This is a genomic window from Isoptericola sp. NPDC019571 (genome assembly GCF_044389385.1).
Taxonomy (GTDB): domain Bacteria; phylum Actinomycetota; class Actinomycetes; order Actinomycetales; family Cellulomonadaceae; genus Isoptericola; species Isoptericola nanjingensis.
On the sequence record NZ_JBIRXZ010000005.1, the window covers coordinates 120,458 to 142,142 of the forward strand.

Annotated in this window: 20 protein-coding genes and 2 riboswitches; of the genes, 18 read left to right on the top strand and 2 right to left on the bottom strand. The window is 75.9% G+C overall.

From position 1 onward, the window contains the following. Positions 1-82 precede the first annotated feature (82 nt). Positions 83-196, top strand: a riboswitch (SAM riboswitch). A 335-nt stretch (positions 197-531) separates the two neighbouring features. From ACH443_RS10755 to ACH443_RS10840, 18 genes are all read left to right on the top strand, one after another. Further along, complete coding sequence (locus tag ACH443_RS10755; RefSeq protein WP_430590288.1) at positions 532-1,803, top strand: LLM class flavin-dependent oxidoreductase; 1,272 nt, start codon at positions 532-534, stop codon at positions 1,801-1,803. A 95-nt stretch (positions 1,804-1,898) separates the two neighbouring features. Next, positions 1,899-2,831 (top strand): DUF1684 domain-containing protein, encoded by a 933-nt coding sequence (locus ACH443_RS10760; RefSeq protein ID WP_430556235.1) that lies wholly within the window; start codon positions 1,899-1,901, stop codon positions 2,829-2,831. Then, positions 2,828-3,922, top strand: coding sequence for an amino acid ABC transporter permease (locus tag ACH443_RS10765; RefSeq protein WP_430556234.1), 1,095 nt, complete (start codon positions 2,828-2,830; stop codon positions 3,920-3,922). Before ACH443_RS10760 ends, ACH443_RS10765 begins: the two co-directional genes overlap by 4 nt. Then, positions 3,919-4,743 carry an amino acid ABC transporter ATP-binding protein gene (locus ACH443_RS10770; protein WP_430590289.1) on the top strand — a complete coding sequence of 275 codons (825 nt, stop codon included), beginning with the start codon at positions 3,919-3,921 and terminating at the stop codon, positions 4,741-4,743. Before ACH443_RS10765 ends, ACH443_RS10770 begins: the two co-directional genes overlap by 4 nt. An 87-nt stretch (positions 4,744-4,830) precedes the next feature. Next, on the top strand, positions 4,831-5,865 hold the full coding sequence (locus ACH443_RS10775) for an ABC transporter substrate-binding protein (protein ID WP_430590290.1): 1,035 nt from the start codon (positions 4,831-4,833) through the stop codon (positions 5,863-5,865). Positions 5,866-5,926: 61 nt separating this feature from the next. Then, positions 5,927-6,895: an NADPH-dependent oxidoreductase gene (locus ACH443_RS10780; protein ID WP_430590291.1), complete on the top strand. Its 969-nt coding sequence runs from the start codon at positions 5,927-5,929 to the stop codon at positions 6,893-6,895. A gap of 59 nt (positions 6,896-6,954) precedes the next feature. Then, positions 6,955-8,151, top strand: a complete 1,197-nt coding sequence (locus ACH443_RS10785; protein ID WP_430590292.1) for an LLM class flavin-dependent oxidoreductase — start codon at positions 6,955-6,957, stop codon at positions 8,149-8,151. A gap of 36 nt (positions 8,152-8,187) precedes the next feature. Next, the gene (locus ACH443_RS10790) at positions 8,188-8,631 is read left to right on the top strand and encodes a rhodanese-like domain-containing protein (RefSeq protein WP_430590293.1); all 444 of its coding nucleotides are present in this window, start codon (positions 8,188-8,190) and stop codon (positions 8,629-8,631) included. A gap of 54 nt (positions 8,632-8,685) precedes the next feature. Further along, complete coding sequence (locus ACH443_RS10795; RefSeq protein WP_430590294.1) at positions 8,686-9,858, top strand: LLM class flavin-dependent oxidoreductase; 1,173 nt, start codon at positions 8,686-8,688, stop codon at positions 9,856-9,858. Next, complete coding sequence (locus tag ACH443_RS10800) at positions 9,858-11,006, top strand: LLM class flavin-dependent oxidoreductase (RefSeq protein WP_430590295.1); 1,149 nt, start codon at positions 9,858-9,860, stop codon at positions 11,004-11,006. The genes ACH443_RS10795 and ACH443_RS10800 overlap by 1 nt, the downstream gene beginning before the upstream one ends. Before the next feature lie 96 nt (positions 11,007-11,102). Next, positions 11,103-11,537 carry a TlpA family protein disulfide reductase gene (locus tag ACH443_RS10805; protein ID WP_429763673.1) on the top strand — a complete coding sequence of 145 codons (435 nt, stop codon included), beginning with the start codon at positions 11,103-11,105 and terminating at the stop codon, positions 11,535-11,537. A 31-nt stretch (positions 11,538-11,568) separates the two neighbouring features. Continuing rightward, positions 11,569-12,045: a DUF4395 domain-containing protein gene (locus tag ACH443_RS10810; RefSeq protein WP_430590296.1), complete on the top strand. Its 477-nt coding sequence runs from the start codon at positions 11,569-11,571 to the stop codon at positions 12,043-12,045. A gap of 148 nt (positions 12,046-12,193) precedes the next feature. Further along, positions 12,194-12,307: riboswitch (SAM riboswitch) on the top strand. Positions 12,308-12,385: 78 nt separating this feature from the next. Continuing rightward, positions 12,386-14,047, top strand: a complete 1,662-nt coding sequence (locus ACH443_RS10815) for an ABC transporter substrate-binding protein (protein WP_430590297.1) — start codon at positions 12,386-12,388, stop codon at positions 14,045-14,047. 1 nt (position 14,048) lies between these two features. Continuing rightward, positions 14,049-15,041 (top strand): ABC transporter permease, encoded by a 993-nt coding sequence (locus ACH443_RS10820; protein ID WP_430590298.1) that lies wholly within the window; start codon positions 14,049-14,051, stop codon positions 15,039-15,041. Continuing rightward, positions 15,038-15,952, top strand: a complete 915-nt coding sequence (locus ACH443_RS10825) for an ABC transporter permease (RefSeq protein WP_429763669.1) — start codon at positions 15,038-15,040, stop codon at positions 15,950-15,952. Before ACH443_RS10820 ends, ACH443_RS10825 begins: the two co-directional genes overlap by 4 nt. After that, complete coding sequence (locus ACH443_RS10830) at positions 15,949-17,643, top strand: dipeptide ABC transporter ATP-binding protein (protein ID WP_430590299.1); 1,695 nt, start codon at positions 15,949-15,951, stop codon at positions 17,641-17,643. Before ACH443_RS10825 ends, ACH443_RS10830 begins: the two co-directional genes overlap by 4 nt. Positions 17,644-17,744: 101 nt before the next feature. After that, on the top strand, positions 17,745-18,263 hold the full coding sequence (locus ACH443_RS10835; protein WP_429763667.1) for a gamma carbonic anhydrase family protein: 519 nt from the start codon (positions 17,745-17,747) through the stop codon (positions 18,261-18,263). Between the two features lie 85 nt (positions 18,264-18,348). Continuing rightward, positions 18,349-19,353, top strand: coding sequence for an aldo/keto reductase (locus ACH443_RS10840; RefSeq protein WP_430590300.1), 1,005 nt, complete (start codon positions 18,349-18,351; stop codon positions 19,351-19,353). A gap of 83 nt (positions 19,354-19,436) precedes the next feature. Here the strand turns inward: ACH443_RS10840 and ACH443_RS10845 are convergent, their stop codons facing one another. Together ACH443_RS10845 and ACH443_RS10850 are read right to left on the bottom strand one after the other, a co-directional pair. Further along, complete coding sequence (locus ACH443_RS10845) at positions 19,437-20,201, bottom strand: GNAT family N-acetyltransferase (protein WP_430590301.1); 765 nt, start codon at positions 20,199-20,201, stop codon at positions 19,437-19,439. A gap of 34 nt (positions 20,202-20,235) precedes the next feature. Further along, positions 20,236-21,678 (bottom strand): LLM class flavin-dependent oxidoreductase, encoded by a 1,443-nt coding sequence (locus tag ACH443_RS10850; RefSeq protein WP_430556221.1) that lies wholly within the window; start codon positions 21,676-21,678, stop codon positions 20,236-20,238. Between the last annotated feature and the right edge of the window lie 7 nt (positions 21,679-21,685).

Consider the following 21,685-nt stretch of genomic DNA (forward strand, 5'->3'; position numbering starts at 1 on the left):
CCCCCCTTCCGGAGACCTACGTTCCTGCGCACCGGGTCGGACGACCGCGGCGCCCCAGGCGGTGCGGCCGGACGTCCCGGATGGTCACGAGCTCCGACGCGAAGCCCCGGCTCGTCGGACGGCAACCCCCAGCGCGGGCGGGTGCCCCGGGTGAGGACCAGGCCGGCCGTCGCCGACGGCACGGCAACACGCGACCCCCGCCCCGGCGGGGAGCAGGAGAGGACGAGCATGCACCGCGTCGCCACCACCGTGCGCCCCCTGTCGTCCCGGCACGTGCCGTCCGCCTCGCCGGTGACCTCGGCGTCCGCCCGGGCGTGGTGTCGCCGCCGCTGATCGCGGCCTGATCGTCCGCCGCCCGCGGCGGACGACCCTCCTCGACGGCCCGGCACCCGCCGGGCCCGGCCGCAGACGGCCCCGCCCGCCGGTCCCGGCGGGCCTTCCTCCCCGTGCCCTCCCGGCGGCGGCGCGCACCCGCAGGTCCACGACCCGCGCCCGAGTGCGCCCGTCCGCCGCGCCCTGATCGGAGCCGACGTGCCCTACTCCCTGCCCTCGACGTCCACCACCAGCACCCCGTCCCCCCTCGTCGTCGGCGTCGACCTCACGGCGGCCGGCGCCCGCCCCGGCGTGCACCGGGCGCGCGGCATCGTGCAGCCGCGGTCGTTCGACGCCGAGCGCTTCGTCCAGCTCGTGCGCACCGCCGACGGCGGCGGCCTCGACCTCGTCACCCTCGACGAGGGCTTCCTGCTGCACCCGGGCCGGCGGCAGGTGACCGGGCGGCTCGACGCGGCCGTGGCCGCCGCACGGGTGGCACCCCACACCACGCGGGCCGGGCTGGTCGCCGCCGTCGACACCGCGCACGTGGACCCGGCGCACGTCGCCCAGGCCGTCGCCCGCGTCGACCAGGCGAGCTCCGGCCGGGCCGGGTGGCAGGTCGGGCTCCCCACCGGAACCGTCGCCCAGGACGACGCGTGGGCGGAGCAGGCCCGCGACGTCGCGGCACAGGTCGTGCGGCACTGGGACGGGCTCGCGACGTCGGCCGGGCCGAACGCGGGTGACACGGCCGGCGCCGTCGCCGTCGACGACGAGGGGCGCTTCCGCGTGGACCACGACGGCATCCGCTTCGCCGTGCGCCGGCACCGGCCCGCCGAGGGCCGGGCCGCCGACGGGCCCCGGAGCGCCGGGACGCGGCAGGGGCGGCCGCCCGTCGTCGTCTCCGCCCGGAGCGAGGCCGCGCTCGACCTCGCCGCCCGGACGGCGGACGTCGTGCGCGTCGCCGCCACCGCGCCGGCCCGCGCCGTCCGGCTGCGCTCCCGGCTGCGCGACGCTGCCGAGGCCGCGGGCCGCGACCCCGACACGCTGCGCGTGCTCACCGAGGCGTATGTCGTGCTGGCCGAGGACCGGGCCAGCGCGCAGGCGCGGCTGGAGCTGGTCGAAGCCCTCGAGGGCCCGGAGATCTCCGGCGGGCTGCTCGTCGTGGCCGGCACCCCCGACGACCTCGCCGAGACGATCGTGGACTGGCGGGACGCCGGCGCGTCCGACGGGTTCCTGCTGCGGCCCTCGTCGCTCGGCCCCGACCTGGACGCCCTCGTCGACGGTGTGCTCCCGCGCCTCGCGCGGGACGGCGTGCGGGCGGTGGCGTCCCCGGCGCCGCGCACCCTCCGCGCGACCCTCGGGCTGCCGGACGTGGGGCCCGCCGCCGACGCCGGCGATGCCGGCAGCGCCGTCGTCGCCCCCGCACCGGCGCACGCGCGGCCGCGCGCCCGGGCGGGCCGCACCGCCGACTCCCGGCTGGTGCGCGCGTGACCGCCCGCCCCGACGCCCGCCACGTCACCCCCGCCGCCCGCATCGCCGACACCCGCCGCGACGTCGCTCGCCCTCTTGTGACCGGAGGCCCCCCGATGACCGTCACCGACACACCACGCGTCCGTCCCACGGACCCCGCAGGCGCCCCTGCGCACGCGCCGGCCGCCGGTTCCGCCGCCGGTCCTGCCGCGGCACGGAGCGCGAGCCGGCGGGCCGACCGCGAGCGCGAGCTCGCCGCGCCCCACGGCTGGCTGAGCCTGGCGGGGTTCCACTGGCTGCCCTCGCGACCCGAGCCGCTGCCCGGCGTGCCCGGGCTCTGGCTCGCCGACGGTGCCGGCGCCCACCTGCGGCCGGGGGAGGCCGACGGACCCCGGGTCCGAGGGCCGGAGGTCGCGGACGGCGCGTACGACGGCGACGTCCCCGAGGGTGGCAGCGTCGTCCTGGGCACGTTCCTGCCCTCCGGGCGCGAGCCCGCCGACGGCGCCGACCCGGACCTCCCGCCGGCAGGGGAGACGGCCGCGGTGGCGATCGAGCTGGTGCGGCGCACCGGACGCCTCGCGATCCGGCTGCGCGACCCGCACGCCCGCACGCGCCTCGACTTCGCCGGGGTGCCCGCCTTCGACCACGACCCCTCGTGGGCGGTCGAGGCGCCCGTCCGCCTGTACGACGTACCCCGCGGGCTCGTGGTCGGGGCCGCCCGTCCCGGCCTGGTGCACCGGCTGCAGGCGGTCGGCGAGCTCGACCTGAAGCGCGGCGACCGGACGGTCACGCTCGTGCTGACCGGCTCCCCGGGTGGCGCCCCGACGCTGCTCTTCAGCGACGAGGCACCCGGCGTCGCGCCCTGGCGGGTGGTGCGCCCCGAGCTCCCCGGGTCCCTGACCCCGGGCGACGCGGGCGTCGCACACCTCGACCTCAACGACGCCGTCAACCTGCCGTACGCGTTCAGCGACCACGGCACGTGCCCCGCCCCGCCGCCGGGCAACCACGTCCCGTTCGCCGTCACGGCGGGGGAGAGGGCGCCGCGATGACCGCCGTCACGACGCCGGGCGCACAGACGCCGAGCGCACAGACACCTGGCGCACGGGCTCCGGGGCCTGCGGCACCGGCTCGGGACGCCGCGGCCACCCCGTACGCGGACCTGCGCATCGTCCCCGCCCGCCACCCGGGGCGATGGGTCGCGACGGCCGGCGTGGCCGTGCTGCTGGCGATGGTCGTCAGCTCGCTGCTCACCAACGACCGGTGGGAGTGGGACGTCGTCGCGCAGTACCTCACCTGGCCCTCGATCCTGTCCGGCGCCTGGGCGACGATCCGGCTCACGGCCGCGGCGTCGGTGGTGGGGTTCGCGCTGGGCACCGTGCTGGCGCTCATGCGGCTGTCGCGCTCGCCGCTGCTCGTCGGGGTGTCGTGGGCGTACACGTGGGTCTTCCGCTCCGTGCCCCTGCTGCTGCAGCTGCTGCTCTGGTACAACCTCGCCTATCTCTACCCGCACCTGAGCCTCGGGGTCCCGTTCGGCCCGGAGTACCTCTGGTTCGACACCCTCGGCGTCATCGACAAGTTCGGCGCCGCCATCCTGGGCCTGGGGCTCTCGCAGGCCGCCTACTCCGCCGAGATCGTGCGCGCCGGCATCCTCAGCGTCGACCAGGGGCAGCAGGAGGCGGCCGCGTCGCTCGGCATCCCGCGCCGGCGCCAGGTGACCCGCATCGTGCTGCCGCAGGCCATGCGCTCGATCGTGCCGACGGCCGTCAACGAGGTCATCGGCCTGCTCAAGGGCACCTCGATCGTCTACGTCCTGGCGTACGGCGAGCTGTTCTACATCGCGTCCGTCATCTACGGCCGCAACGGCAAGGTCGTGCCCCTGCTCATCGTCGCGGCGATCTGGTACCTGGTGCTGACCACGCTGATCACGATCGTCCAGTACTACGTCGAGCGGCACTACGCGAAGGGCGCCGTGCGCACCCTGCCGCCCACGCCCCTGCAGCGGCTGCGCTGGTCGTCCGCCGTGACCGTGGCCCGCCTCACCGGCCGTCCGGTGCCCCCGCACGTGCCGCCGGCGTTCGCGGCCCGCGCCCGGGTCGGCGTCCTCACCCGCACCGCCCGCACCTCGGGAGGCCCCGCATGACCGCCACGACGACACGCACGACGGCGCACGAGGGCGCGGCGGGCCGGGTCGAGGTGCACGGCCTGCACAAGAGCTTCGGCACCCTCGAGGTGCTCCGGGACGTCGACCTCACCTTCGAACCCGGCACCGTCACCGTCGTCCTCGGGCCGTCGGGCTCCGGCAAGTCCACGCTGCTGCGCGCGATCAACCACCTCGAGAAGGTCGACGCGGGCTTCGTCACGGTGGACGGTGACCTCGTGGGCTACCGACGCCGGCACTCCCGACGTGGTGGCCGCCGGGGCGACGTGCTGCAGGAGCTCAAGGAGCGGGAGATCCTCGGGCAGCGCACCCGCATCGGGTTCGTCTTCCAGGGATTCAACCTGTTCCCGCACCTCACCGTGCTGGAGAACGTCGTCGAGGCGCCGCTGTCCGCGCAGCGCCGCCCTCGCGCCGAGGTGGAGCCCGAGGCCCGCGAGCTGCTCAGCCGCGTCGGGCTCGCGGACAAGGCGGACGCGCGACCACGGCAGCTGTCCGGCGGGCAGCAGCAGCGCGTCGCGATCGCCCGCGCCCTCGCGCTGCGGCCCCGGGTGCTGCTCTTCGACGAGCCCACCTCCGCGCTCGACCCCGAGCTGGTCGGCGAGGTGCTCGAGGTCATCAAGGACGTCGCGAGCACCGGCACCACCCTCGTCGTCGTCACCCACGAGATCGGCTTCGCCCGCGAGGTCGCCGACAACGTCGTCTTCATGGACGGCGGGGTGGTCGTCGAGCAGGGGCCGCCCGCCGAGGTGCTCTCCCGCCCACGCCACGCCCGCACCCGCGCCTTCCTCGACAGGGTCCTCTGACCTTCTCCGGCCCCACATGCCTTCCCACGTCCGTTCACATCCCCTGACCTGCGGCCCCGGCCGCACACCCATCCCCTGGAGACACCCGTGACCGCACCGACCCGCCGAGCCCGCGCGCTCGCCCTGCTCGCCACCGTCCCCCTGCTGGCACTCACGGCCTGCGCCGGTGTCAGCACCTCGGCCCCCGAGGCCGCCGGCACCGGCGACGGCGTCGAGGCTCCCGCCGGCACCAGCTCCGAGGGTGCCGCTGCAGCCGGGCTCGAGGTCAGCACCAGTCCCGACCAGGACCGGATCCGGTCGACCGAGTCGGCCGAGGCCGTCGGCCTGCTGCCGGAGGCGTTCGCGGACAAGGACGACTTCGTCGTGGCCGTGAGCGCCGGCGCGGCACCTCCGCTCGGCTTCTTCGCCGATGACGACAAGACCCCCATCGGCAACGAGACCGACATCGCGCAGCTCGTCGCCGACGGCCTCGGCAAGGACCTGCGCCTCGAGGTCAAGGCCTGGGCCGACTGGCCCCTGGCCCTCCAGTCGGGCGACGTCGACGCCGTCATCTCCAACGTCACCGTGACCGAGGAGCGCAAGGAGACGATCGCCTTCTCCTCCTACCGCAACGACGAGCTGGGCTGGCTCACCAAGGCGGGCTCCGACGTCCCGGAGATCGGCGAGCGGCAGGACGTCGCGGGGCTGCGGGTGGGCGTCGGCTCGGGCACCAACCAGGAGAAGATCCTGCTCGAGTGGAACGACCAGAACGTCGCCGAGGGGCTCGAGCCCATCGCCGGCGGACAGCCGGAGTACTACGAGCAGCTCTCCGACGTCCTCCTCGCCCTGAAGTCCGGCCGTCTCGACGTCTACGTCGGCCCCAACGCGTCCCTGGCCTACCAGGCCAAGATCGCGCCCGACGAGCTCGCCGTCGTCGGCACGCTCAACGGCGGCTGGCCCGACACCGCGCAGATCGCCGTCGCGACCAAGAAGGGCAACGACCTCGCGCCCGCCGTCACGGCCGCTCTGCAGCAGGCCTTCGACGACGGCACGTACGCCCAGGTGCTCGAGCGCTGGGGCCTGGAGACCGAGGCCGTCGAAAAGCCCGAGACCAACCCGCCGGGCCTGCCGAAGACGGAGTGACGGCACCCGACCGTCCGGACCATCCGTCCCGTCCCCGACCCGTCCGTCCCGAGGAGTGCAGGTGACCGAGAACGCCACGCCGTCCGCCGTCGCGGTGCCGCGACCCCCGAACCGCCCCCGCCCCGCCCGTCCGACGACGCCCCGCGTGGCCGCGGACCTGCGGGACCTGCGGGCCCGCGCGCGGGTCGCCGCCCGCTACGGCGTGCGGCCCGAGGACGCGGACGACGCCGCGCCGGGCGTCGCCGCAGCGCTCACCGCGGCGGTCACCGGCGCCCCGGGCGGCGGGCCGGCCGTCCTCGACGTCCAGCTGGGCCACCGCTCCGTGCGGGCGTTCCTGCCGGGACCGTTGGAACCGTGGGTGCTGCCCACCGTGGTGGCGGCGGCGCAGTCCGCGCCCTCGTCGTCGAACCTGCAGCTGTGGAGCGTCGTGGCGGTCACCGACCGCGACCGGCTTGCCCGGGTCGCGGCGCTCGCCGGGCACCAGGAGCACGTGCGCGACGCGCCGCTGCTGCTCGTGTGGGTGGCCGACGTGGCACGGGCCCGGCAGCTGGGCGCGCAGGACGGCGTCGAGCTCGAGGCCGCCGGCTACCTGGAGACGACGGTCGTCGCGTTCCTCGACGCCGCGCTCGCGGCGCAGAACGCGGTCGTCGCGGCCGAGTCCCTCGGCCTCGGCACCGTGTACGTCGGGGCGGTGCGGAACCACCCCGAGGACCTTGCGGCCGAGCTCGGCCTGCCGCCCGGCGCGGTCGCCGTCGTCGGGCTGGCCGTCGGGCACCCCGACCCCGGCCACGCCCCGCGCGTCAAGCCACGCCTGCCCCAGGACGCCGTGCTGCACCGCGAGACGTACGACGAGGGGCGCGTCGCGCACGTCGCCGACTACGCGCCGCGCATCGACGCCTTCTACCGCGAGGAGCGGCTCGACGGCTCGTGGTCGCGACGGGTCGTCGACCGACTGCGCGGCGGAGGCTCGCTCCAGGGCCGCGAGCGCCTGCGCGAGGCGCTCACCGCCCTCGGGCTGCCGTCGCGCTGACCGACCGCGCGCCACGCCCGAACCGCCCGACCCGCACCACCCGCCACCTGGAGACCACCATGACCGACCCCGCCGCGACCCCGAACCGCAGGGTGCCCCTGTCCGTCCTCGACCTCGCCCTCGTGCCCGAGGGCCGCGCGGGCGCGCAGGCGGTGCGCGACGCCGTCGACCTCGCCGTGGACCTCGACCGGCTCGGCTACCGCCGGGTCTGGTACGCCGAGCACCACCTGTCGCCGGGGGTCGGGTCCGCCGCGCCGGCGGTGCTCGCCGCCGCCGTCGCCGCCCGCACCGAGCGCATCCGCGTCGGCTCGGGCGCGGTGCTGCTGAGCACCACGAGCCCGCTCGTGGCGGCCGAGCAGTTCGGCACGATCGCCGCGCTGCACCCGGGGCGGGTGGACCTCGGCCTGGGCCGGGCGTTCACGCCGCCGAAGGGCGGCGCGCCGCGCCCGGCCCCGGCGGCGGCGCCGGAGAGCGGACCGCGCGTCGTCGACGGGCTGTACGTGCCGCCCGCGCCGCCGACCGCGGGGGACTCCGTGCTGCGCGAGCGCGCGCTCGCGCAGGCCGCCGTGGTGGGGGCCTCGCGCACCCCGGCGAGCTTCCGCGCCGAGGTCGAGCTCGTGCTCGGGCTGCGGGCGGGCACGTACGCCGACGACGGCGGGCGCCGGTACGTGTCGCCGCCCGTGCAGGACGCCGCGTTCGACCTGTGGGTGCTGGCGTCCTCCGGCGGCGGGAGCGCCCGTGTGGCCGGAGAGCTGGGCCTGCCCCTGGCGGCGAACTACCACGTGAGCCCGTCGAACACCCTCGAGACCGTCGCCGCGTACCGGGCGGCGTTCCGCCCCGGGGTGCTCGCCGAGCCGTACGTCGTCGTCTCCGCCGACGTGCTCGTCGCCGACACCACCGAGCGGGCCCGCGAGCTCGCGGCGCCGTTCGCCGACTGGGTGCTGTCCATCCGCCGCGGGGCGGACGGCGCGATCGCCTACCCGCGCCCCGCCGACGCCACGGACTGGGCCGAGCGCCCCGAGGACGAGCGCGCGGTGGTCGCCGACCGGGTGGACACGCGCGTCGTCGGCGACCCGGCGACCGTCGTGGGCCGCCTGGAGACCCTGGCCCGGGTCACCGGGGCCGACGAGCTCCTCGTCACCACCGCCGCGCACGACCTCGCCGACCGGCAGCGGTCGTTCGCGCTGCTCGCCCAGGCGTGGGGTGCGACCGAGGGCGAGGCGCCCCGCGTCCCCGCCCTGGCCGCGACGCCCTGACCCGCACCGACCGACCACCACCCCTCAAGGAGGACCATGACCACGTCCGAGACCGCGCCCGATACCGCGCCCGAGACCACGTCCGAGACCGTGCCCGGGACGGCACCCGGAGGCACCGGTCCGACCACGCCGCCGACGCAGGACGCGCGCACGGCCGGCGCGCGGGTCGCCGACGGCGCCCTGCTGGTCGACGTGCGGTCGGCGCGCGGCCGCGCCGCCACCGGCGACATCCCCGGGGCGACGCTCGCCGACCGGGACGACCTGGACGCGCTCTTCGGCCCGGCCGACGCGCCTGCGATCTCGCTCGACACCCCGGTCGTCGTGGTCTGCGGCTCGATCGACGGCTCCGGACCGGTCGCCGCGGCGCTCACGGCCCGCGGCTTCACCGACGTGACCCACGTCGACGGCGGGTTCCCCGCCTGGCGCGACGCCGGCCTTCCGGCGACCGCGCCGTCGGACGGCCCCGCCGCGGGCGCCTGACCCGCCCGGCACGAGCACGACCCCAGCCCCACCGCTGCAGCGAAGGAGACCACCATGCCCGTCGAGTTCCTCGGCATCGCCACCACGAACGACGCGTCCGAGACGTCCGCCCGCACCACCGCCGCGTTCGACCCCGCCTACCTGGAGCGCATCGTGCGCGCGCACGAGGACAACGGGTGGACGCGGGTCCTGTTCGCCTACGGGTCCTCCGGCCCGGAGCCGGCGGCCCTCGCCGCGTACACGGCGGCACGTCTGCAGAGCATCGAGCTGCTGCTGGCCCACCGGCCCAACGTCTCGTACCCGACGTACGCCGCCAAGACGTTCGCCACCCTCGACCAGCTCTCCGGGGGCCGGTTGTCGGTGCACTTCATCACCGGCGGCAACGACCACGAGCAGGGCCGCGAGGGCGACCGGCTCACCAAGGACGATCGGTACGCGCGCACCCACGAGTACATCCGGATCGTCAAGCAGGCGTGGTCCAGCGCGGAGGCGTTCGACCACCACGGCGAGTTCTACGACTTCGAGGACTTCGTGCTCGACGCGAAGCCGGTCGAGGGCCACGTGCCGACGATCTCCTTCGGGGGGTCCTCGGATGCCGCCTTCCGGGTTGGGGCGGCCGAGGCCGACATCTACGCCGTGTGGGGCGAGCCCCTGGCCCGCACGCAGGAGCAGATCGACCGCGTGCACGCCGAGGCCGCGGCCGCGGGACGCACGACGCCGCCGCGCATCCACGCGGCCTTCCGGCCGATCGTGGCGCCCACCGAGGAGCTGGCCTGGGAGAAGGCGCACCGCGTGCTGGACCGGATCGAGGCGCGCAAGGCGCAGCTGGGCGGGCAGCTGTCCCGGCGGCACCCGATCGACAGGCCCGAGAACGCCGGGTCGCAGCGCCTGCTCGAGATCGCCGCCGCGGGGGACCGGTACGACACCGCGCTCTGGACCGCCACGGCGAAGGCGACGGGAGGGGCCGGCAACTCCAACGCGCTGGTCGGCACGCCCGAGCAGGTCGCGGAGGCGCTGCTCGCCTACTACGACCTCGGGGTGCGGGTCATCTCGGCGCGCGGTTACGACCTGCTCGACGACGCCATCGACTTCGGCAGACACGTCATCCCGCTCGTGCGCGAGGGCGTGGCCGCGCGCGACCGCTCGACCGCCCGGGCCGCTGCGACGGCCGAGGCCTCCGCGGATGCCGACGGCGCGGCGGTCGGCACCGGGGAGCGCGTGGCCTGATGCGCTTCCAGCTGCTCGACATCGTCTTCAACCCGCCCCATCCCGTCACGGGAGAGGCGGTGCCGCCCGCGGACCGCCTCGCGCGCGTCGTCGAGCACGCGGTGCTGGCCGAGGAGCTCGGGTTCGACTCGTTCGCGGTCGGGGAGCGGCACGCCGGCGACGTGCTGTCGTCCGCGCCCACCGTGATCCTCGGGGCGGTGGCGGCCCGCACCCGCCGCATCCTGCTGTCGACCGGCGTGACCGTGCTGTCCCTGCTCGACCCGATCCGGGTGGCGGAGGACCTGGCGACCGTCGACCAGCTCTCCCGCGGGCGGCTGGAGATCGTCATCGGCAAGGGCAACGAGGAGCTGCAGTACCCGCTGCTCGGCCTCGACATCGCGAAGCAGTACGAGTACCTCGAGGAGAACTACGAGCTCCTGCGGCTGCTCCTGTCGTCCGAGGACGTCACCTGGTCAGGCCGCCACCGCCACCGGCTGGAGCACGCCACCACACTGCCGCGACCCTTCGCCGGGCCCTTCCGCATCTGGCACGGGTCCGCGACGAGCGAGTTCGCCGTCGACCTGGCCGCCCGGTGGGGCGACCCGATCGTGAGCGCCAACGCGCTGCAGCCGCGGGAGAGCTACGGGCGGCTGATCGACCGGTACCGCGAGCGGTACGCGGCCGCCGGGCACGACCCGGCGTTCCGGTTCGTCGGCGCCGGCTCCGGGGGCCTGTTCCTCGCCGACACCACGGAGCAGGCGATCGAGCAGTACCGGCCGCTGTACGAGGGGCAGGTCGCGCGGCTGCGGGCGCGCGGCTACGACCCCGCGACGCACGTCGGCAAGGCCCAGGCGTTCGAGACGATCGAGGACGCCGTCGAGCGCGGCCCGGCGCTGGTCGGGTCGCCCGAGCGGGTGGCCGAGAAGATCCTCGACTACCACGGCTCCTTCGGGCACGTGCTGCAGTCCGTCTCGGTGAACCACCTGCTGGAGCCGTCCCGCCAGGAGGACGTGCTGCGCCGGTTCGCGGCCGAGGTCGCGCCCGTCGTGCGCGCCGAGGTCACGACGACGCTCTGGGGGCCCGACGACGAGCGGCGGGCCGCCGGCCTCACCGCGGCGCAGGCCCCCGCGGTGCACGACGGCACGCGTGCCGCGGCGCTGACCGTCTGACCGCCTGGCGGGGTGTCCGGCATGCGGTCATCCCGTCGACCGGATGGTGGGCGCCGGGGAGAATGGCCGCGACGTCGACCGTGTGAGGAGGCCACCGTGACGGTCCAGCCCACCCAGCTGGTGATCCTGGCCGTGCTCGTCCTGGCGACCGTCGTCCTCGGCGCGGTGTGGAGGTCCCGCCAGGGGCGCGTCCGCACCACGCCCGCGCGGCAGGACCCCGTCGTGGACTGGGCGGCCCGCGGGGTCCGGCTGGGGGAGCGGGCGACGTTCGTCCAGCTGTCCGCCGAGGTGTGCGCCCCGTGCCGCGCCACGGCCCGCGTGCTGGAGGGCCTCGTCGAGCGCGAGGCCGGCGTGGAGCACCACGAGCTCGACGTCGACGACCATCTCGACCTCGTGCGCGAGCTCGGCGTCCTCACCACCCCGACGGTGCTGGTGCTGGACGCGACCGGGGCGCAGGCCGCCCGCAGCAGCGGCGGGATGTCGCCCGCTCAGGCGCGCCAGGCCCTGGCCGCCGTCGTCCCCGTCGGCTGAGCCCGCCGAACCCCGTCCCCGAGGAGAACCGATGACCTCCGAGCGTCCCGCCGGCCAGGCCCCCGTCACGCGGGCCCCGGCCGGCATCGACCCGCGCGGCCCTCGGGTGGGCGCCGCCGTCACGGCGCTGCTGCTCGCCGTGGTCGTGCTCCTCGGGGCGAGCCCCGCCGGCCTCGTGCTGCTCGCCGTCGTGGCCGCCGGGTTCCTCCTGGGCGCCGTGCGCGGCGCGCAGGGCACGGTGCAGGGCTGGCTCTTCAAGACCCTCATTCGCCCCCGGCTCGCGCCGCCCGCCGAGCTCGAGGACCCGCGCCCGCCGCGGTTCGCCCAGCTCGTCGGCCTCGTCGTCACGGGCGTCGGCGTCGTGCTCGGGCTCGCAGGCGTGCTGGCCGCGGTGCCGTGGGCCGCGGGGATCGCGTTCGTCGCGGCCGGCCTCAACGCCGTCGTCGGCCTGTGCCTCGGCTGCGAGCTCTACCTGCTCGGCGCGCGCCTGCGGCCCTCCGCCCGCTGAGGCCGCCGCCCACCACCGGACCCCTCGAGGCCCCGCCGTCACCGACGGCGGGGCCTTCGGCGTCTGCGGCGCCCGTCCCGCGTCCGTGATGTGAGACGACCCGCCCGACCCTTGACTCGGGAGGCCGCGGCGGCTTCCCTGCCGCCCAGGTGACGAGCGCCAGCACCCAGGCCCGGCTCGCTGGCCAGCAACCCTTCGACGTGACGGGGTGCTCCGGGAACGACCTGACCCCGCCGCGCCCGCGGCCGGGTAAGCACGGCTCCGGTCGTCCATGACCGCGCCCCGGCCCGTGCCGGCGCGGGGGTGGGCGACCCGCCATGACCACGAGGAACACCACGCGATGACCACCACCCCGCGCGCACCGCGCACCCAGGACCCCAGGCGCACCCCGCGACGCTGCGTCGTCGGGCTCGCCGCCACCGTCTCGGCCGCCGGCCTCCTGCTCAGCGCCTGCTCGACGGGCGCCGACGCCGCGGGCACCGGCACCGACGCGGGCGGCGAGCCCGTCGCCGGCGGCGACCTGACGTTCGCCATCACGGTGGACTCGCACTGCGTCGACCCGCAGCAGGTCGGCAACAACGACGCGATCGCGGCCGCCCGTCAGACCGTCGCGTCGCTCACCGCCCAGGACCCGGAGTCCGGCGAGATCCTGCCCTGGCTCGCGGAGAGCTGGGAGGTGAACGACGACGCCTCCAGCTACACGTTCCACCTGCGCGACGACGCCACGTTCGCCGACGGCACGCCGATCGACGCCGCCGCGGTGAAGACCAACTTCGACGCGATCGTCGACCTGGGTGCCGTGGCGTCCCTCGGCTCCCAGTACCTCGTCGGCTACGCGGGCACCACCGTCGTGGACGAGCACACCGTGACCGTCGACTTCGACGAGCCGAGCGCGCAGTTCCTCCAGGCGACGTCGACGTTCTCCCTCGGCCTGCTCTCGCCCGACTCGGCGACCCTCTCGACCGAGGACCGCTGCGCCGGGAAGTACGTCGGCTCCGGGCCGTTCGCCGTGAAGTCCTACACCCCGGACCAGGAGATCGTGCTGGAGAAGGTCGCGGGCTACGACTGGGGGTCGGAGGCCAGCAGCCACACGGGCGAGGCGTACCTCGACACGGTGACCCTGAAGGTCATCCCCGAGGCGGGTGTGCGCTCCGGATCCCTGCAGTCGGGACAGATCGACGCGACCGCCGCGCTGAACGCCGTCGACCTGCCGCAGTTCGACGGCAACGGGTTCTGGCTGTCCTACCGCGCGAACCCGGGCGTCGTGTTCAACCTGTTCCCCAACGAGTCCAGCCCGCTGGCCGCCGACGAGGCCGTGCGCACCGCGCTCGTCAAGGGGATCGACCGCCAGCAGATCGTGGACACCGTGCTGACCCCGCAGGACCAGCCGGCCACCGGTGTGCTGTCCCGTTCGACGCCGCTGTTCGAGGGTGCGGACGACCTGCTCGCGTACGACCCCGAGGGTGCGACGAAGGTCCTGGACGACGCGGGCTGGGTCGTGGGCGCCGACGGCATCCGCGAGAAGGACGGTCGGAGGCTCTCCACCACGGTGACGTTCTGGCAGGAGCCCGGCGCGCTCGAGCTCGTGCAGCAGCAGCTCCGGCAGATCGGGGTCGACCTGCAGCTCAAGCACGTCACGGTGGCCGAGAAGGAGGCGGCCACCGCCGCCGGCGACTTCGACTTCGACTACTACAACCTCACCCGGTCGGACGCCGACGTGCTGCGCACGATCTTCTCGGCGAACGCGCGCAACGTGAACCAGCGCGACCCGGAGGAGGTCGACGAGCTGCTCGACGACTCGGCCGCCGCCACCGACCCCGAGGAGCGCCGGACGCTGGTCTCCGAGGCGTCGAGGCTGCTGCTGGAGCGTGGTCACGCCATCCCGGTCTACGAGCTGTCCACCACGATCGCGGCGGCCGACCGCGTGCAGGGGCTGACCTTCGAGGCCTCCTCGCGGCTCGACTTCTACGACGCCTGGGTGACCGACGGCGCGGGAGAGTGAGATGACCCGCTACGTGCTGCGACGGGCCGGGCAGGGGGTGTTCGTCCTCTGGGCGGCCTTCACCGTCGCGTTCTTCGTCCTGTACCTGCTGCCGAGCGACCCGGCCGCGCTGGTCGCGTCCGGGGGCGGCGAGGTGAGCCAGGTCGACCCGGCCCAGCTCGCCGCGCTGCGCGCGGAGCACGGGCTCGACCGCCCGATCCTCGTGCAGTACGGCGACGCGCTCCTCGGCGCGCTGGCCGGCGACTTCGGCGCCTCGTACGTGAGCGGCGCCTCCGCGACGGCCCTCGTCGCGCAGGCGCTGCCCGAGACGCTCAGGCTCACCGGTGCGGCGCTCCTTGTCGCCGTCCTCGGCGGGACGGCGGTCGCGGTGGCCAGCGTCCTCCCGCGGGCCCGGTTCCTGCGCCAGGCGCTGTCCGCGCTGCCGCCGCTCGGCGTCGCCCTGCCCACGTTCTTCGTGGGCCTGGTGCTGCTGCAGTGGTTCTCGTTCCGGCTGCCGGTGTTCCCGGCGATCGGCAACGAGGGCGCCGTCAGCCTGGTGCTGCCCACGATCACGCTGGCCGTCCCGGCCGGGGCGCAGCTCGCGCAGATCCTGTCCCGCTCCCTGCGCGGCACGCTCGGCGAGCCCTACGTCGAGACGGCGTGGGCGAAGGGCGCGAGCCGCGCCCGGGTGCATCTCGCGCACGCCCTGCGCAACGCCGCCATCCCGGCGTTCACCGTTCTCGGCGTCATGGTGGGTGGCCTGCTCGGCGGCGCCGTCGTGACTGAGACCGTGTTCTCGCGGCAGGGGCTCGGGCGGCTCACGGTGCAGTCGGTCAACCAGCAGGACGTGCCCGTGGTCCTCGCGATCGTGGTGTTCTCCGCGCTCGTCTTCGTCGTCGTGACCCTGGTGGTCGACCTCGTCTACCCCGTGCTCGACCCCCGGATCCAGCTCCGGACACCGCGGGCCGCCTCCCGGCGGGCTGCGTCCCGGCGAGCCACGGCGGTGACCGCATGACGCTGCAGACCCTCACCCGCCCCGTCGTGACCGACGCGTCGGCGCCGGATCCCGCGGCGACGCCTGCCCGGCACGGCGGTGCCCGGCGCACCCTGCGCGGCGCACGCCACGTGCTGCGGCGGCCGGGCCTGCTCGTCGCGGTCGCCGTCCTGCTCCTCGTGGCCGCCTGGGCCGTGGCACCGCAGGTGTTCACCGCCCAGGACCCGCTGGTCGGCGTCCCCGCCGACCGGCTCCAGCCACCGTCGGGCGCGCACTGGTTCGGCACGGACCACCTGGGCCGCGACGTGTACGCCCGCGCGGTGCACGGGGCGTCGCTGACCCTGCGCACGACGGCGCTCGCGGTGGCCGTCGGCCTCGTCCTCGGCTCGCTCCTCGGCCTGCTCGCGGGGTTCCTGCGCGGCTGGGTGGACGACGTGGTCGGCCGGCTCGTCGACGTGCTGCTGGCGATCCCGAGCATCCTGCTCTCCCTGGCGATCATCACGGCGCTCGGCTTCGGTCCGGTCAAGGTCGCGATCGCGGTCGGCATCGGCTCGGTGGCGACGTTCGCCCGCGTGATGCGGGCCGAGGTGCTGCGCGTGTCGACCTCCGTCTACGTGGAGGCGGCCCGCGCGTCCGGCCTGCGGTGGCCGGCCGTGCTCGGGCGGCACGTGCTGCCCAACTCCTCCGGCCCGGTGCTGGCGCTCGTCGCCCTCGACCTCGGGACCGCCGTGCTGGCCGTGTCGGCGCTGAGCTTCCTCGGCTACGGCACCCCGCCGCCCGCGCCCGAGTGGGGCGCGCTCGTCTCCGGTGGGCGCGACTACCTCGCCACCGCCTGGTGGCTCACCACCCTGCCGGGTCTCGTCATCGTGGCCGTCGTGCTCGCCGCCAACAGGGTGTCGCGGGCCCTGGAGAAGACGGGAGAGGACCAGTGACACGCACGACGGCGAGTACCCCGGTGCTGGAGATCAGCGGACTCGAGGTGGCCTACCGGACCGCCGACGGCGGGCATCGACCGGCCGTGCGCGGCGTGGACCTGCGGGTCGGGGCCGGAGAGGTCGTGGCGCTCGTCGGCGAGTCGGGCTCGGGCAAGAGCACGACGGCGCACGCCGCGCTGCACCTGCTGCCACGGGGCGGCGAGGTGACCGCAGGCCGCCTCCGGCTCGACGGCCGCGACCTGTCCGGCCTCACCGAGAAGGAGTGGCAGGACGTCCGTGGTCGGCACGTCGGCCTGGTGCCCCAGGATCCGACCGTCTCCCTCAACCCCGTGGTGCGCGTCGGCGACCAGGTCGCCGAGGTGCTCGTCGTCCACGGGCTGGTGCGCCGCGCCGACGCCAGGGTCCGGGCCGTCGAGCTGCTGCGCCAGGCCGGCGTGGACGACCCCGCGGCGCGGGCCCGCCAGTACCCGCACCAGCTCTCGGGCGGGCTGCGGCAGCGCGTGCTCATCGCGATCGCCATCGCGGCAGGGCCGCGCCTGATCGTCGCGGACGAGCCCACCAGCGCGCTCGACGTCACCGTGCAGCGGCGCATCCTCGACCACCTCGATGCCCTCGCGCGGGAGACCGGCACGGCCGTGCTGCTCATCACCCACGACCTGGGCGTCGCCGCCGACCGCGCGGACCGGATCGTCGTCCTCCAGGACGGGGTGGTGGTGGAGGAAGGACCGGCAGCGCGGCTGCTGGACGACCCGCGGCACCCGTACACGCGTGCGCTGATCGCGGCCGCCCCCAGCCTCGCGAGCGCGCGACTCGTCGTCGGGGCGCGGGACGGCGGTGCGCGGGAGGGTGCTGCGCAGGGCGGGGAGGCGCCGCCGTCCTCGGCGGAGCCGGCGCCCGTCCTCGCCCTCGACGGTGTGCGCAAGGAGTTCGCCCTGCCGCGCGGCGCCGAGCGCCGCACCCTCGTCGCGGTGGACGACGTCAGCCTTGCCGTCGGCCCGGGGCGCACGTACGCGCTGGTGGGCGAGTCCGGCTCCGGCAAGACGACGACGGCGCGCCTGGCGCTGCGGCTCGAGCGGCCCTCGGCCGGGCGGGTCGTGTTCCGGGGCGAGGACGTCACCGCCGCGCGCGGCCGGGAGCTGCGGTCGCTGCGGCGCGGGTTCCAGGTCGTGTACCAGAGCCCGTACGCCTCGCTCGACCCGCGCTTCACCGTCGAGCAGATCGTCACCGAGCCCCTGCGGGCCTACGGCGTCGGCGACCGGGCGGAGCGTGCCGACCGGGTGCGCTCCCTGATCGACGACGTGGCGCTGCCCGTGGACGTGCTGCGGCGGGGCCCCCGGGAGCTGTCCGGCGGGCAGCGCCAACGCGTCGCCATCGCGCGGGCGCTCGCCCTGCGGCCGGACCTCGTGGTGCTCGACGAGCCGGTGTCCGCGCTCGACGTCTCGGTGCAGGCGCAGATCCTCGAGTTGCTGGTGCGCCTGCAGGCGGAGCACGGGCTCGCGTACCTGTTCGTCTCGCACGACCTCGCCGTGGTGCGCCAGGTCGCCGACCAGGTCGGTGTGATGCGCCGGGGCCGGATCGTGGAGCAGGGCGCGGCGGACCAGATCCTGCTCGACCCGCAGGAGGACTACACGCGCGAGCTCGTCGCGGCCATCCCGGGCCGCCGGGCGCGGTCCGGGACCTCGACGTAGTAGCCGCTGTCGCTTCCCGGCCCGGAAGCGACAGCGGGTACGACGTCGGTGGCGCTCCGTCGGTGGCGTGGCGCCTGCCCGGGGCAGGTAGGGTCGCGCGCATGGCGACGGTGCTCCCCTTCGACGGTCACACTCCCGACATCCACCCCACGGCGTGGGTCGCCCCCACGGCGACGATCGTGGGGAACGTGCGCATCGGCGCGGGGGCGAGCGTCTTCTACGGCGCGGTGCTGCGCGGCGACATGGACGCGATCGTGCTCGGCGAGGGCTCCAACATCCAGGACAACTGCGTGGTGCACACCGACACCGGCGTGCCCGCGACCATCGGCGCCGGCGTGGGCGTCGGCCATGGCGCGATCGTCCACGGCGCCACGGTGGGCGACGGCAGCCTGATCGGGATGGGCGCGACCCTGCTGAACAACGCGGTCGTCGGCGAGGGCGCGTTCGTCGCGGCGGGCGCGCTGGTGCGCGAGGGCCAGGAGATCCCGGCCGGGCACCTCGCCGTCGGCGTCCCGGCGAAGGACCGCGGTGAGCTCGACGCCGAGGGCGCCGAGCGCGTGCGCCGCAACGCGATCGAGTACCAGGAGCTCGCCGAGCGCCACCGCCGCTCGGTCGGCTGACCCGCTCGCGCGCACCGCTCGTCCAGCATCCGAGAGGGGCGGCCCGGCCCTTGCGCGCCGGCGGTCGCGGTGGTCGGCTGCGGCCATGACGACACCTCCCACGGGCACGCTGCCCACCCGCACCCTGGGCTCCGGCGACCACGCCCTCACCGTGTCCGCGCTCGGCTTCGGCGGCATGTCCGTCGCCGACTCGTACGGCCCGGCCGACGCCGCCGAGGCGGAGGCGGTGCTGCGGCGCACCCTCGAGCTCGGCGTCACGCTGATCGACACCGCCGACGTGTACGGCGCAGGGCGCAACGAGGAGCTCATCGGGCGCGTGCTCGGCCCGCACCGCGACCGGGTCGTGCTGGCGTCGAAGTTCGGGCTGGGGAAGCACCCCGACGGCCGCCCCGTCGACGGGCGCCCGGAGTACCTGCGCGCCGCGATCGACCGTTCGCTGGCCCGCCTCGGCACGGACCACCTCGACCTGTACTACCTGCACCGCGTGGACCCGCAGGTGCCCGTCGAGGAGACCGTCGGGGCGCTCGGCGAGCTGGTCGCGGCAGGCAAGGTCCGCGCGATCGGCCTCTCGGAGGCGGGCGCGGGCACCGTGCGTCGCGCGCACGCCGTGCACCCGGTCACCGCCGTGCAGAGCGAGTACTCGCTGTGGACCCGCGACCCCGAGGACGCCGTCCTGCCCGCCCTGCGCGAGCTCGGCATCGGCTTCGTGCCGTTCTCCCCGCTCGGGCGCGGCATCCTCACCGGCACCGTCGACCGGGTCGCCGAGCTTGCGGACGACGACGTGCGGCGCAGGCACGCCCGGTACGCCGGGGAGGCGTTCGAGCACAACCGGACCCTGGTCCGCTCGCTCGAGGGGCTCGCCGCCGAGCGCGACGTCACCGCCGCGCAGCTCGCCCTCGCGTGGCTGCTCGCGCAGGGCGACGACGTCGTGCCCATCCCGGGCACCAAGCGGCTGCGCTACCTCGAGCAGAACGTCGCCGCCGCGTCGATCACGCTGTCGCCGGACGACGTCGCCGCGATCTCGCAGGTCATCCCCCGCGGCGCCGTGCAGGGTGTGCGGCACCCGCAGCCGGACCTGCTCGAGGCCTGAGCCGACGGCGCGACCAGCCGCCGGGAGCGCAGCGTGCGACGGCCCGGGTCCCCGCGGGGACCCGGGCCGTCGGCCTGCGGAGGTCAGGCCGAGGGCGTGCGCACCGCGCCGAACGCGGTGCGTGCGCGCAGCCGGAACCCGAGGTTCTCGTACAGCCGGATCGCGTTCGCGTTGTTCCCCGCCGCGTGCAGCATGGGGCGCGCGCCACGCTCGCGGACGTGGTGCGCGACGTCGAGGACCAGGCGCGTGGCGAGGCCCTGGCCGCGGTGGTCGGGGTCGGTGGTCACGGCGCTGATCTCGGTCCAGCCCTCCGGCTGCAGGCGCTCGCCGGCCATCGCGACGAGGCGCCCACCCCGCCGGATGCCGACGTACCGGCCCATGAGATAGGTGCGGGGGAGGAACGGGCCGGGCCGCGACCGCTCGACGAGCGCCAGCATGTCGGGGACGTCCTCGGCGCCGAGCACGACGGCCTCGTCGTCGGCGCGGGTGCGCAGCCGGTCCGTCTCGACGAGCTGGACACCCTCGTGGAGCGAGGCGCGCTCCCAGCCCGCGGGGAGCACGACGTCGGCCGGCGGGCCGGGGAACTCGGCCCCGCGGCCCGCGACGTCGACGATCGCGTCCCACACGTCAGGGTCGTCCCACGACCGCACGGCGGCGAACGGGGACACGTCGGCGGGGTAGCGCAGCACCAGGTCGTTGCCCTCCGCCAGGTGGGCGTGCGCCCCCGTGAGCGACGACCAGCGCGGGTTGTCGAGGACGGCCTCGGACGCCTCGTCAGGGGTGCCGGCGGGAGCGTCGGTCGTGGTGGTCGTGGTGGTCGTGGTGGTCGTGGTGGTCGTGGTGGTCATGTCGCCTCCTGGTCTGCCGGTGCAGCGTACGTGCTCAGGGCACCGGTACAGGCGTCGGTTCGCTGTCGGCGTCGAGGACCCCGGACCGGTCGCGGGCACGACGGGTCAGCGGTGCGCGCAGGCCGAGGTGCTCGCGCAGCGTGCCGCCCTCGTACGCGGCGGGGTAGGCCCCGCGCTCCTGCAGCGCGGGCACGACCCTGTCCACGACGTCGTCGAGGCCTGACGGCACGATCCACGGGCTGAGGTTGAACCCGTCGACGGCGCCGGTGCGCACCCAGCGGGTCAGCTCGTCCGCCACGGCCTCGGGGGTGCCGGTGAAGCCGCGCTCGCCCGCGTTGCGCACGACGAGCTCGCGGATCGACAGGTTCTCGGCCTCGGCGACGGCGCGCCACTGCCGCGCGATCTCGTGCGTGCGCGCGCCGGTCGTGGCGGAGCCGCGCTCGCCGCCGAGCTCGGCGACCACCGGGTCGTGCGCCGGGAGCGGGCCGTCCGGGTCGTAGGACGAGAGGTCCTCGCCCCAGATGTTGCCGACGATCGACAGCGCCGTGGCGGGGGTGACCTGGGCGCGGCGCACCCAGCGGGCCTTCTCCTCGGCCTCGGCCGGGGTGTCGCCCACGACGATCGCGGTGCCGGGGAAGATCTTCACGTCGTCCTCCGGGCGCCCGGCGGCGACGACGCGGCGGCGGACGTCGGCGGCGAACCCCAGCGCGTCGGCGAGCACCGCGCCGTGCCGGGAGAAGATCACGTCGGCGTGCGCGGCGGCGAAGTCGCGGCCCTGCGGGGAGTCGCCCGCCTGGAAGATCACCGGGTGGCCCTGCGGGCTGCGGGGCGTGGTGGCGTCGAGGACCAGGTCGCGAGGCGTGCGCAGGTCGGTGCCGGGCACGGTCACGCGTGCCACCGTTCCCTCCCCGGCCCCGCCCGTGGCGTCCGGGAACGCGTCCCAGACGCCGCGGGCGACCGCGAGGACGGCGGCCGCGCGCTCGTAGCGGTCGGCGTGGTCGAGGTACCCGCCGCGGCGGAAGTTCTCGCCGGTCCAGGCGTTGTCCGTCGTGACGACGTTCCACGCCGCCCGCCCGCCGGACAGGACGTCGAGGCTCGCGAGGCGCCGGGCCAGGTCGGCGGGGTCGTGGTACGTGGTGTTCTGCGTGGCCACGAGGCCGATGCGCTCGGTGATCGCCGCGAGCGCGGCGAGCTGGGTGATCGCGTCGGGCCGGCCCACGACGTCGAGGTCGTGGATCCGGCCGCGGGTCTCGCGCAGGCGCAGGCCCTCGCCGAGGAAGAACGCGTCGAACAGGCCGCGCTCGGCCGTGCGGACCACGCGTTCGAAGGACGCGAAGTCGGTCTGCGACCCGGACTCCGGGTCGGACCAGATGGTGGTGTGGTTGACGCCCTGGAAGAAGACGCCGAAGTGCACCTGCGCGCGGGGGCGGGTGATCGGGGCGTCGGGGGCGTGGGGCGGTGTCGTCGGTGCGGTCATCGGGGTT